Consider the following 12,502-nt stretch of genomic DNA (forward strand, 5'->3'; position numbering starts at 1 on the left):
CAAGAATCATTTCTCTGTTCGACTCAGCACTCGGACTTTGAGCTGCTTTAACACCTTCATCGTGCCGTGCGGATCGCGTCCAAACCAATCATGCAGCCGCGTATATTCGGCATAAAGCTGGTCGTAGATCGGCTTGTTCCGGAAGTCCGGCTGATAACTTTTCTTCCGCACGCGCGCCATTTTCAACGCTGCGGCGTGAATCTTCGGATACGCGCCGGCCGCAACCGCCGCCTGCATTGCTGCGCCAAGCGCGCAAGTTTGTTCCGACTCGGCGACCTTGATCGGCCGGCCTGTCACGTTGGAATAAATTTGCATCAGTAGCGGATTTTTTTGCGCCAGACCGCCGCAAGCGTAAAGTTCGTCAATGGCAACTCCCTTATTCGTGAACGCTTCAATGATTTTGCGTGTGCCAAACGCTGTCGCCTCAACGAGCGCGCGATAAATCTCGTGTGGCTTGGTGGTCAGCGTGGCACCGATGAGCAGCCCGGTCAGGTCGGCGTCCACCAGCACGGACCGGTTGCCATTCCACCAGTCCAGCGCGAGCAAACCGCTTTCTCCCGGCTTGAGCGCAGCAGCTTTCCTCTCCAAAATCTGGTAAACGCTCTTGCCGCTTTTTTTTGCCTCGGCTTGGACATAAGCTGGAACACCTTGCCCCACATACCAGGCAAACAAATCCCCCACGCCAGCCTGCCCTGCTTCGTAACCCCAAAATCCCGGCACCACGCCGTCTTTTACCACGCCGCACATACCTTCCACTTCCTGCCGCGTTTCGCCGATGAGCAAATGACAGGTGGACGTGCCCATGATCATCACCAGCTTGCCCGGTGTCGTGACCGTGCAGGCCGGCACCGCCACGTGCGCGTCGATGTTACCCACTGCCACCGGCGTGCCTTCGCGCAATCCCGTGAGCTTCGCCATCGCGGCCGTCAAGCCGCCCGCTCGACTGCCGAGCGGATAGAGTTTGGCGCTGAACTTCTCCACAACCACGTTCTCCAGCTTCGGATGCAACGGCTGGAAAAAATCCGGGCTGGGATAAGTCCATCCACCTTTGCCGTCCGGATAAACCCACATGGCTTTGAAACCCGCCGCGGACACACACCGACGTTCCGCCCCGCACAGTTGCCAGACAATCCAATCACCCGCTTCAATGAAACGATCGGCGGCGTCATAGACTTCCGGCGCGTGGTTGACCGTCTCCAGCAGCTTGGAGAAAAACCATTCGCTCGAATACTTGCCGCCATACGTCGCGAGGAACGGCTCATTTCCCTGATGCCCAATCTCGTTGATGAAATTCGCCTCGGGCTGTGCGGCGTGATGTTTCCAGAGTTTTACCCAGGCGTGCGGATTCTTGCGCCACTTTTTGTCGAAACAAAGCGGCGTGCCGTCAGCCTTGGTCGGCAGCATCGTGCAACAGGTGAAGTCCGTGCCCAATCCGATAATCTGTTCTGGCTTCACTTTCGCCGCGCGGAGCACCTTGGGGATGGTGGCGGACAATGCCGTCAGATAGTCCGCCGGGTTTTGCAGGGCGGTGTCTGGCGGCAATCGCTTCTTGTCGCCCGGCAAAGTCGTTTCGATGACTCCATCGGCGTATTCATAAACCGCGGAGGTGACTTCCTCGCCCGTGTGGACATCCACCAGCAACGCGCGACCGGACAGCGTGCCGAAATCCACGCCGATGACATACTGCTTCGTTTTGCCAGAACGAGAAGGTGACGACTTCATGGGGCGCGAGTCTGGCAAAACTTGTTTTGCGAGGCAAGCTGCGCTGTCACATTCAAAGAAGATGCTTTCTGCAACCTACCTCCGCCAGAAACCGAGGAAGCGTTGATAAGCTGTTTCCCATCCCATCTTGTCCTGCGGTTGAACCATCGTCATCGGAAACGAATCCCGCACCACCTGCCTGGCCACCGTCAGCGACGGCAATTCGCCGAGCGCGATGGCCTGTACTAGAACATTGCCCGCCGCCGTGGCCTCGACTGGCCCGGCCAAAACCGGGATTTGAACAGCGTTCGCGGTGAATTGATTAAGCAACTCATTCTTTGAACCACCCCCTACGATGTGCAGTCTCTCGATCTTTCTGCAGACCAGTTCTTCCAATTGATTCAAGGTGCGGCGATAGAGCAACGCCAGACTTTCCAATGCGCAACGGATGAATGCGCCGTGACTTGTTGGAACAGGCTGGGCGGTTTCCCGGCAGAAGGCGGCGATCTTGGCCGGCATGTCACCGGGGCCAATGAACCGCGCATCGGCGGGATTGATGAGCGAAACAAACCGTGGCGCACTGGCGGCGAGCGCGGCCAGATCAGCGTAATCGAACTCATGGCCCGCCTCAGCCCATTCACGCCGGCACTCCTGTACGAGCCAAAGCCCAATGATGTTCTTCAACAACCGGATGGTTCTGCCGTAACCGACCTCGTTGGTGAAATTCAACTCGCGGCAACGATCATTGATGATCGGCTTGGCAAGTTCCACGCCCATCAACGACCACGTGCCGGAACTGATGTAAGCCCAGTTCGAATCGGCAGCCGGCACCGCGGCTACTGCTGCGCCGGTGTCGTGCGAACACGATGCAATAACTTCCATCGTTGCGAGTCCTGTTTCTCCGACAACTTCGCGTTTGAGCGGTCCAAGGCGGGTACCCGATGGGACGATCGGCGTAAAGATTTTTTCCGGAAGACCGAGGGCTTGAATTAGTTTCTTCGACCAAGTCTTGGTACGCGGATTGTAAAGCTGCGTGGTACTGGCCATCGATTCATCCGTTTTCGCAACACCAGACAACATGAAATTGATGCCATCGCCGATGAGTAGAAGCCGGTCAGCCCGCGCGAGTCGCTCCGGCGTTTCCGCTGCCAACTGATAAAGTGTGTTGAAGGCCATGAACTGGATACCCGTCTCCTCAAAAATGGTTTCCCAAGAGACAAGCCAATGGACTTTGTCCACCACACGCGGATTGCGCGGGTCGCGGTAATGAAACGTCGGCGACATCAACGAACCGTCCGCCGCGAACAGCAAGTAATCCACTCCCCAAGCATCGCAACTGATGCTGGCGATGGGCAGCTTGCGGGCGGCGGCCTTTTTCAGTCCCACCTTCAGCTCGTCGAATAATCTCGGAATGTTCCAATGCAGCGACTCGCCCGCCTTGATCGGCGTGTTGGGAAAGCGATGAAGTTCTTCGAGGGCGAGCTTTCCTTTCGCGAGCGTTCCCAGCATCAACCGCCCGCTCTCCGCGCCCAAGTCACAAGCAAGATGGTGGTTGGTCATTCGCGCAATACTCAATGTCGCTGCAGATCCGCTGTGCCAGTTCTCGCGGAAATTCGCTCAATCAATCCGCACGTTCCCGCACAAATGCACCTCCAGCCCGAGTTCGGCCAGCGCCGCCGCCTTGATGCGCGCCGCGCGATGGACCTGCGTTTCGTTCGGCGCATAGACGACCTGGATGTGGTTGGACTTGTGGCGCGCCATCATCTGGTCGCGAGTCACGCCATCGAGCACGGCGTGCATGATGGGCCATTGCGGCGTGGTTTCGCGCCAGCGGCGCTCGGTTTCCTTGCGCGGCAGTTCGACGACTTTGGCCACGCCCAAATCGCAATGCAATTTCCCCTCCATGATGAACGCGCGACTCCAGACGATGTGGCCGGGCTTGGAAATCCCTTTCAACGTGCCGCCGCCCAATCGGAAATACATTGGCGGCTGACGCTCACTGCTCGCGCCCTTGAAGCCGCCGATGAAATGCGCCGGCGGCGCGGCGCCGGAAATCAGAAAGACCCAAACGTAGTCATTCACTCCGTCGCCCTTGTAGGGTCGTCCCCAGCGCAAATCGTGGAGTGTGTTCTCCGGCGCAAGACCGAGTTCGCGCCAAAGGCGATACGTCACAAGACCGTCGAGTCCGGCGCATTCGTCCACCTCGTTGAAATGCGGCAAAGCTTCACCAGCGAACAGCACCCGCCCGGTTTTCGCGCATTTCACCGGCGGGCGGTCCACGTTGTTCAACAATCCTTCCACGAGGTCGCTGGCCGGCGTGAGGTCCTTCAACCCTTGCTGATACTGGATACCGATGGTCGCGCAACCGAATTCATCGGCCAGGCGCACCGCGGCGATATACATTTTGCATTGCTGTAGGATTTGATTCTCAGTCAGTTCCGCTTCTTCATCGCGACCTAGCACGAACTTCATTCCCTTTTTCTTGAGCCATTCATAAATGCCTTTTGCCTCGAAATCCGAGACCGCTCGCGTGGCGGCATACAAGGCCGACTGACTCAGTCGTTCCTTGAAAAGGCCGGTGGGATTGAGCAGTTCGTCGGGAATGATGGCGTTGTGCATCCCCATGCAACCTTCGTCGAACACGCCCATGATGGCTTTCTGCTTTTTCAATTCGTGCGCGAACCGCCGACCAATCTGTTCGTCCGCGAGTGGAAGTTTCAAGCGGGCGAGATCCTGAACATGACTTTGATCGTGCGTGACGACGCCATCGGTCAACCATTGTCGCAAACCGTCCTTGAAAAAAACGTCCGTGAACTTCTCGCTCCAGAGCGTGCTGTAGCGAACACCCATCTTGGTCAAAGACGCATTCAAATTCAACATGCCGACCAGTCCCGGCCATGTGCCGCTCCAGTTGGCGACGGTGAGAATCGGCCCGCGATGGGTGAACAAGCCCGGCAGCACATGCTGGCTGTATTGCCAGACGCACTCGGCGACTATGAGCGGCGCGTTCGGATCAAGCCGACGAAAGACTTCGATGCCTATCTTTTGCGAATCGACAAAGCCATGCTGCTTCATTTTGTCGAAAGGGTGCGCGCGAACGACCGTCCAGCCCTCGGCCCTCAACGCCTTGGCGATGGCGGCCTCCATCACGGCTTGCGCGGGCCAGCATTTCTGGTTGGCAGAGAGGCGAAGATCGCCGTTGGCCACGAGGTAAACGTGTTTCGGTTTCAGAGGAGTGGGAGTTTTCATAATTCAAATTCGCTTCAGAAAGTAGCGAGCCGGTTTCGAAATTCAAAGTTCAAAGTGGTTTGGGGGCGTTTGCTGAAGCCCTTTTCTGCGACAACCTCACGCCAAAACTGTGTCCCGAATCAACGGCGGCAAGTCCGGTGGCTGATCAGAAATGTCGAAAGCTGTTCGCAACCTGGCTAGAGCTGTTTTGGCTTGCGCTCGGTCAGCAGCATGAATGCGTGCGAGCATCGAACCCACCCTCACTTCATCACCCGGTTTGGCGAGACGGTCCACACCCACGTCGTAATTGATGATGGATTCCTTCGAGAGCCGGCCGCCGCCGAGGTCACGAACGATTTCGCCGATGAGCCGTGCGTCGCATCGGGACACGAATCCCGCCTTCGTCGCCTTCAATTCCTTTACGACTGTCGCGGTGTGGTCGAGCGCAAGCCGCCGGTTGAACACGTCCAGGTCTGCTCCTTGCGCCACCAGCATTTCGTCCCACTTCTTGCGTGGGGCACCGGAGTTCAGGCAGTCCTCGACCTGCTTGAGTGCGGCGTCGAGAGATTTGGCCTTGTCGGTCTGCACGAGCAGATGCGCGGCACAACTGAGGACGAGTTTGCGTAGGTCTTCGCGTCGCCCCTCACCCGGCCTCCGGCCACCCTCTCCCCGTCGGACGGGGAGAGGGATGGGGTGAGGGGTTTCAAGAACTGCAACCGCTTCCTTCACCTCCAGCCAATTACCCGCAGCGCGACCCAACGGCGCGTTCATGTTCGTGAGCAGCGCGCGTGTGTTCACGCCGCACTCGTTGCCGAGGGCGACCATGGCTTGCGCGAGTTCGCGAGCTTGCGCCTTCGTTTGCATGAACGCGGCGCTGCCGAACTTCACGTCGAGCACAAGCGCGTCGAGGCTTTCGGCTAGTTTTTTGGAAAGAATGGAGGAGACGATGAGCGGAATGCTCGGCACGGTGCCAGTCATGTCGCGCAGGGCGTAGAGCTTTTTGTCCGCGGGCACCATGCGGTCGGTCTGGCCGCAGATGACGCAGCCGACGATTTGCACGATCTCGACGATGCGCTCGGTGGGCAGCGAGGTCTTGAAACCGGGAATGGATTCCAGCTTGTCGAGTGTGCCGCCGGTGATGCCGAGGCCGCGACCGGAAATCATCGGCACGCGAAAGCCGAGGCAGGCAAGCAACGGTGCCAGTGGAAGCGAAGCTTTGTCGCCGACGCCGCCGGTGGAGTGTTTGTCCACGAGGGGACGCTCGTCTCGCGGAAACTTCAGAACGTCCCCGGAATCGCGCATGGCGAGCGTGAGCGCGGTGGTTTCCTCCGTATTCAAGCCCCGAAAGTAAATGGCCATGAGCATCGCGGCCATTTGGTAGTCGGACATTTTTCCGGCGGTGTATGCGGAGATGGTTTCGCGGATTTGGTTAGTTGTGAGGGGATGACCTTCGCGCTTTAATTCGATTATCGACAAGAAGTTCATCAAGTGTTTTCCGATTGCTGCGAGACGCTGAGCGAGTCGAAGAATTCCTTCTCCATTTTCTCCAGCGCTTCTGGTTTACCGTGCTTGAGGTCTTGGAACGGTTTCCAGAAGCGGAATTTTCGAGACCTCTGGAAAGGACGAACTACAACAGCGAGCGGATTAAACTCGCGATGCCCTCGGAAGTGATGAAACGCTAACCGGGCAAGTGTTGGCGGAAAATGCCACTGGTTTCGCTCTGACCAATTCAAAATCTTTGCACGATTTCCCAGGCGAGGTAAGACTTGTTTCTCGATGTGCTCCTGCCAAATCGGGCTATCGGAGTAAACAAACAGAACGTTGCAACCACGAGTACACCAGATCGACCAGATACAAAGATGAAGAAAAACAGAGAACAGAATATAAACAACCAAAATGAAAAGCAGGAGAGGAATCCAAATCGGCATGAGCAAAAGTACCACTCCGGCAAGAGCGAGGTTTTTCCACCAACCGACTTGATCCTGTCCGCTGCTCATACGAACTCAATTAGGTGATGGCATGAGTTTTCGGCGCGGCGCCGAAAACAACCTACAAGACGCGGGCGCTACCCCACAAACCTCTTCGCCACGATGCTCGCATTGTGCCCGCCAAATCCAAACGAGTTGTTGATGATGGCGTTGACGGTCATTTCGCGCGCCTTGTTGGGAACGTAATCCAGATCGCAATCCGGATCGGGGTTTTCGTAGTTGATCGTCGGCGGCACGACGCCGGTCTGGATCGCCTTGCAACAGACGGCCATTTCTACCGCGCCGGCGGCGCCGAGCATGTGGCCAGTCGCGCCTTTGGTGGAACTGACGGCGAGTTTCTTCGCGTGCTCGCCGAAAACGGTTTTGATCGCCTGCGTTTCGCAGATGTCGCCCTGCGGCGTGGAAGTGCCGTGGGCGTTGATGTAGGAAATGTCCGTAGGATTCAGGCCGGCGGAGCGCAACGCCAACTTCATGCAGCGGGCCGCGCCCTCACCTTCCGGGGCCGGAGCGGTGACATGGCTGGCGTCCGCGGTGCTGCCGTAGCCGACAACTTCGCAATAAACCTTCGCGCCGCGCTTCTTTGCATGTTCGAGTTCCTCCAGCACAACGACGCCCGCGCCTTCGCCCATCACAAATCCATCACGTTCCTTGTCGAAAGGCCGCGAAGAGCGCTTGGGTTCGTCGTTGCGGGTGCTCATGGCTTTCATGGCGCAGAATCCGCCGATGCCGAGGGGCACGATGGTGGCTTCCGCGCCGCCGGCGAAGATTGCATTGGCGTCGCCCATCTTGATCGTCCGCCACGCTTCGCCGATGGCGTGCGTGGAGGTGGCGCAGGCGGAGCAGGTGGCGACGTTTGGTCCACGCAGCTTTTGATACATGGAGAACATGCCCGACGCCATGTTCAGAATGAGCATCGGGATCATGAACGGCGAGAGTCGGCCAGGGCCTTTATTCAACAAAATCTTGTGCTGCTCTTCGACGGTGTGAAGTCCGCCGATGCCAGAGCCGATGAATACGCCGATTTCGTCGCGATTCAACTTGTCGAGTTCCATGCCGGAATCGAGCAGCGCCTCCCGGCCGGCGAACACCCCGAATTGTGAGAAGCGATCGGTGCGGCGGATTTCCTTGGGCGAAGGGAACGCAGGCGCGGGATTGAAATCCTTCACCTCGGCGGCGATTTTGCAGTCGTAGTTGGAAACATCGAAGGCGGTGATTTTGTCGATGCCGCATTGTCCGGCAAGGAGGTTGTTCCAAAACGTGTCCATCTGCTGCCCCAATGAAGAGACGACACCGAGGCCGGTGATCACCACCCTGCGGTTGGTTGGGTTGCTGGCCATAAAATAAATCGGAGCAGCTTGAGCTGATGCCAGCCAAAACTGCCCCGAATCAATCCACGCGGCAACTACTTTTGCTTGGTCTCCTCGATGTATTTGATGACATCGCCGACGCTTTGGAGTTTCTCGGCCTGTTCGTCGGGGATTTCGTTGCCAAACGCCTCTTCCAGCGCCATGACCAGTTCGACAGTGTCGAGGGAATCCGCGCCCAAGTCTTCGATGAACTTGGCATCCGGTGTGACCTGGTCGGCGTTCACGCCCAACTGCTCGACAATGATTTCTTTGACTCGTTGTTCAATAGTTTTATCAGCCATGGGTTGCTCCGTTTTTCATGTGTGTCTATGCCACGTTCCAGAAGGCGTCAAGCCCTGAATCGCAATTATTTTTCAATATTCAATTGCTGCTCGATGGACACGTGCCAGTCTGTCTATCGGCTGGCGCAGCGGGCGTCCAGCGCGAATTTACATCACCATCCCACCATCGACCGTCAAGACCTGCCCCGTCACATAACGGGCCGCCGGACTTGCGAGAAACAAGGCGGCATTGGCAATGTCCTCCGCCTGGCCGAAACTGTTCAAGGGAATTTTTTTCAACAACTCCGCCCGCATCGCTTCATTCAACGCGGCGGTCATGTCCGTTTCAATGAATCCCGGTGCCAACGCATTGCAGGTAATCCCGCGAGAAGCAAGCTCCGAAGCCACGGACTTCGTGAAACCGATCAAGCCGGCCTTGCTCGCGGCGTAATTCGCCTGACCGGCGTTACCCGTCAGGCCGACGACAGACGCGATGTTGATGATGCGCCCGGCGCGCTGCTTTAGAAAGCTGCGTGTGAAAGCCTTGGTGAACAGGAATGCGCCCTTCAAGTTTGTGTCGAGCACCGTGTCCCAATGCTCCTCGCTCATGCGCATCAGCAATCCGTCGCGCGTGACGCCCGCGTTGTTCACCAGAATGTCCACCCTGCCGCACTCGGCCAGAATTTTTTCGGCGGCCGCAGAAACCGCTGCCGCATCCGCCACATCGACGGCGTGCGCCCAGGCTTTGCGACCCACGGTCCGGATTTCGGCGGCCACTTTGTCGGAGTTTTCCGCTGTGCGCGAAACGCAGACGACATCCGCGCCTTCCGCGGCAAACTTCAGCGCAATGGCGCGCCCAATGCCGCGACCCGCACCGGTGACGACGGCGATGTGATTGTCGAGTTGGTTCATGACGACGGTTGTTTAATCATGATTGGGCGCTGATGAACATAAAAAAAACGTGATGCGTAAATCGTGAAACGTGATGCGTGATACGTGAAACCATCCTGCGATGCTAATAACATCACGCTTCACGCCTCACGTTTCACGTATTACGCCTCACGCAACCAATACCCTCACCGTGGCTTCCAAACTCGCCACATCCGCCACATTGAGCATCTGCGCGTTCTTGTCGATGCGCTTCATGAAACCGCTCAGCGCTGTCCCCGGCCCAAGTTCGATGAACCGGGTGAAGCCCTGAGCCAGCAGGTGGCGCATGGACTCTTCCCAGCGAACCGACGACGTGACTTGCAGGACGAGCTGCGAGCTGATCTGGTCGGGAGTGGTGTGTGGTAGTCCGGTAACATTGGAAATAACAGGAACGGTTGGCACCAGGATTTTTGATTTGCCGAGTTCTACCTGAAGTTTCGCTTGTGCGCTGGCCATCAGCGGCGAGTGATATGCGCCCGCCACCGGCAATGGAATCGCTCGCTTCGCCCCCTTCGCTTTGGCAAGTTCACACGCCTTCGCGATTCGTTCTGCTTCACCGGAAATGACGAGCTGGCCGGGGCAATTCAGATTCGCCAGCACCACGCCCGCTTCGGCGCAGACTTCGCGCGTGGGCGCTTCGTCGAGGCCGATGACGGCTGCCATGCCGCCTTTGGTCACCTCGCACGCCTCCTGCATGAAGCGACCGCGCTGGCGCACGACGCGCAGACCGTCCTCGAAACTCAACGCGCCCGCCGACGTCAACGCCGTGAATTCACCGAGCGACAATCCCGCCGTCGCCTCGAATTCAAGTTGGAGTTCACGCTTTAGCGTGTCAGTGGTGGAACAAGCTGAAGCTTGAACTCCAACGCGCTCCTTCAGCAATTGGAACGCGACCCAGCTCACGAGGAAGATGCCGGGCTGCGCGTTTTCGGTCCTGGTCAATTCGGCGTCCGGTCCGTTGAAGCAAATGGCTGTGAAATCGTAGCCGAGCGTGGCGTTGGCGCGGTCGAACCACGCGCGGGCGGACGGGAATGCAGTAGCGAAGTCTTTCCCCATGCCGACGACCTGCGCGCCTTGCCCGGCAAACAGCAGTGCGGTTTTGCTCATAAAGTCCGGGAACTAAACAGGAATCCGCGCCACAGAGAAAGGAGAGAATTCGTGTTGTGAAACGTAACGCTTCAAGATTTCGCCAAACCCCTGAACCCACCCCCCGCCCCTCCAAGGAGGGGGAGCAACGCACGGTGGCTTGTTCCCCTCCTGGGAGGGGTCAGGGGTGGGTTGGCGGCGGCTTCGTGGGGAGGACCCTGTAATTCCTAATCATCGGGCATTCGCCTTTTCGACTTTCTCCTGCCAGAACTTTTCGGCCATGCGGTGGTACGCGAGCACCTCCTCGCGTTGCTTCGCGTCGTCGAGTTTGATGCGGCTCATTCGCTCGCGCACCCAATCCAGAAAGAACTGGGCGGACTCGCGGCTGATGAGTCGCTTGCGCTCGCCAATCTCCACGTAGAACGGCGCCGTTGAAGCGAAACGGAACGTCTTGGGGTTGTCCGTAATGGCTCGCACGAGAAACCAGCCGCTTTCGGTGAACTTCATCTTGCCCAATTTGCCCGTGCGCTTCCATTGCTCGAAGGGCACTGCGCGATCGACACGGCCATTCTTGATGATTTCGATCGCCAAAATCGGATCGCGAGTATTGAGCGCAGCCTCGACCTCGATGTCCAACTGTGACTTCACCTTGAACACGTGTCCGGGCCATTGGTCATTGGCTTTGCAGCGCAAGAGCGGCCCGTTCGAGACAAACGAACGGCCGGCGCGCAAACCTTCCCACCATTTTTCGTACGTGAGGTCCGGTCCGACCTGAACATAGACGCGGTCGTAACCGACCGGATTCGGCAACACGCCGGACGCGCTGCCCGCCGATGGTGGAATACGTAAGCCACAGTTGAGGATGTGGTAATAGATTTCCTGCGTCCAAAATCCATTGCCGCGCGGCGGCGGCAAACGCTCTTTGTCGCGCGGCTTGCCCCACGCTTCGCTTTCGTACATCTGATCGCGGCACATGTGGTTGTTCGCCAGTCCAATCGAATCCACCTGTCCGCTCGCGAGCCAAACCGGCACGTCCCACCAGAATGGCTTCTCGATGTCCACCCACACGCCGGTATTTTGACGCGCGTCTTTCAAAAACTTCATTGGCGAGGGATATTCGCGCGCGGCTGATGCGATGGGCAACGGCTCTTTCAGGTTGAAGTAAAGCAGCGCGCCGCCTTCACGTTCATCTTCGCCGGCCATGACGTGGTAAAAGCGATTTCCGTCGAACTGAACCATCAGGTCGGCGGGTGGTTTCCGTTTGCTCCATTCGTTCTTTGCGTTCCACCAGGTCATGACCGGCGCCACGTGCAAGTCTTCTGCCCACATGAGCAGTTCGATGTCCTTCACTGGCCGATGCACGTGCAAATCGCCCGACCACCAACCTTCCGCCGCCATGTCCACCAAACGCTCCAGCCTCAGCGCGAGATTCTGCGTGGCGGCAGCGGTGACGATGACCGATCCGGTGCGCACTAGATACTCCGGCCCGCGCTCGATTTCGTAAGAGTAATTGCCAGGAGACAGGTCGAGTTGAACTTTGCCGGTGCAAACAAAGTGGTCGCGGAAAAAAGGCAGCTTCTCCGCTCTCACAGATCTTCCGTTGCGGTCCTTGAGGTGAATGCGGCACGGGATTGACCCGCTGTTCTTGTGGTCGGTGATAGTTATTTCGAACCGCCCCAGGTTTGTCTGCGCGAGGAGGTGGTCGTTTGCGAAAAGGGCGGAGACTATCCACGCAATGGGCGCAGCGCGAAGTAGCCACGACGTTACCGGAGCGCGACTGTGTCTGAAAGACCAGTCGCAGCAGCTTCGCAATGTATGACGTGGGAAGTAATCCCAACTCGCTCGAGCTTCGGGAGTGCTGCGGCTCGTGCTTCGCACACAGCCGCGGTCCGACGACGTGGATGGTTGGAATGCTTTAGGTTTTGCACCCTGATAGTCCACC

General features: G+C 57.9%; 10 protein-coding genes. All 10 read right to left on the bottom strand.

Annotated elements, in window-relative coordinates:
* Positions 1-6 precede the first annotated feature (6 nt).
* Positions 7-1,722: a ribulokinase gene (locus HY298_13335; protein MBI3851238.1), complete on the bottom strand. Its 1,716-nt coding sequence runs from the start codon at positions 1,720-1,722 to the stop codon at positions 7-9.
* A 75-nt stretch (positions 1,723-1,797) separates the two neighbouring features.
* On the bottom strand, positions 1,798-3,261 hold the full coding sequence (locus HY298_13340; GenBank protein MBI3851239.1) for a rhamnulokinase: 1,464 nt from the start codon (positions 3,259-3,261) through the stop codon (positions 1,798-1,800).
* A gap of 57 nt (positions 3,262-3,318) precedes the next feature.
* Complete coding sequence (locus HY298_13345) at positions 3,319-4,950, bottom strand: fucose isomerase (protein ID MBI3851240.1); 1,632 nt, start codon at positions 4,948-4,950, stop codon at positions 3,319-3,321.
* A 96-nt stretch (positions 4,951-5,046) separates the two neighbouring features.
* Entirely contained in the window at positions 5,047-6,414 is a 1,368-nt protein-coding gene (locus HY298_13350) for a thymidine phosphorylase (protein ID MBI3851241.1), read from the bottom strand.
* Positions 6,414-6,926 carry a hypothetical protein gene (locus HY298_13355; protein MBI3851242.1) on the bottom strand — a complete coding sequence of 171 codons (513 nt, stop codon included), beginning with the start codon at positions 6,924-6,926 and terminating at the stop codon, positions 6,414-6,416. The genes HY298_13350 and HY298_13355 overlap by 1 nt, the downstream gene beginning before the upstream one ends.
* A gap of 68 nt (positions 6,927-6,994) precedes the next feature.
* On the bottom strand, positions 6,995-8,254 hold the full coding sequence (fabF, locus tag HY298_13360) for a beta-ketoacyl-ACP synthase II (GenBank protein ID MBI3851243.1): 1,260 nt from the start codon (positions 8,252-8,254) through the stop codon (positions 6,995-6,997).
* 65 nt (positions 8,255-8,319) lie between these two features.
* Positions 8,320-8,565 (bottom strand): acyl carrier protein, encoded by a 246-nt coding sequence (gene acpP / locus HY298_13365; GenBank protein MBI3851244.1) that lies wholly within the window; start codon positions 8,563-8,565, stop codon positions 8,320-8,322.
* A 147-nt stretch (positions 8,566-8,712) separates the two neighbouring features.
* Positions 8,713-9,456 carry a 3-oxoacyl-[acyl-carrier-protein] reductase gene (fabG, locus tag HY298_13370; GenBank protein MBI3851245.1) on the bottom strand — a complete coding sequence of 248 codons (744 nt, stop codon included), beginning with the start codon at positions 9,454-9,456 and terminating at the stop codon, positions 8,713-8,715.
* Positions 9,457-9,603: 147 nt separating this feature from the next.
* A complete protein-coding gene (gene fabD, locus HY298_13375) occupies positions 9,604-10,581 on the bottom strand; it encodes an ACP S-malonyltransferase (protein ID MBI3851246.1) in 978 nt (325 codons plus the stop codon).
* 210 nt (positions 10,582-10,791) lie between these two features.
* A complete protein-coding gene (locus HY298_13380; protein MBI3851247.1) occupies positions 10,792-12,150 on the bottom strand; it encodes a CehA/McbA family metallohydrolase in 1,359 nt (452 codons plus the stop codon).
* Between the last annotated feature and the right edge of the window lie 352 nt (positions 12,151-12,502).

Source organism: Verrucomicrobiota bacterium (genome assembly GCA_016200005.1).
Lineage (GTDB): Bacteria > Verrucomicrobiota > Verrucomicrobiia > Limisphaerales > PALSA-1396 > PALSA-1396.

Bases quoted from the DNA above. Each gene is read 5' to 3' on its own strand.
- HY298_13335 (MBI3851238.1), bottom strand. From the start codon at position 1,722: ATGAAGTCGTCACCTTCTCGTTCTGGCAAAACGAAGCAGTATGTCATC.
- HY298_13340 (MBI3851239.1), bottom strand. From the start codon at position 3,261: ATGACCAACCACCATCTTGCTTGTGACTTGGGCGCGGAGAGCGGGCGG.
- HY298_13345 (MBI3851240.1), bottom strand. From the start codon at position 4,950: ATGAAAACTCCCACTCCTCTGAAACCGAAACACGTTTACCTCGTGGCC.
- HY298_13350 (MBI3851241.1), bottom strand. From the start codon at position 6,414: ATGAACTTCTTGTCGATAATCGAATTAAAGCGCGAAGGTCATCCCCTC.
- HY298_13355 (MBI3851242.1), bottom strand. From the start codon at position 6,926: ATGAGCAGCGGACAGGATCAAGTCGGTTGGTGGAAAAACCTCGCTCTT.
- fabF (MBI3851243.1), bottom strand. From the start codon at position 8,254: ATGGCCAGCAACCCAACCAACCGCAGGGTGGTGATCACCGGCCTCGGT.
- acpP (MBI3851244.1), bottom strand. From the start codon at position 8,565: ATGGCTGATAAAACTATTGAACAACGAGTCAAAGAAATCATTGTCGAG.
- fabG (MBI3851245.1), bottom strand. From the start codon at position 9,456: ATGAACCAACTCGACAATCACATCGCCGTCGTCACCGGTGCGGGTCGC.
- fabD (MBI3851246.1), bottom strand. From the start codon at position 10,581: ATGAGCAAAACCGCACTGCTGTTTGCCGGGCAAGGCGCGCAGGTCGTC.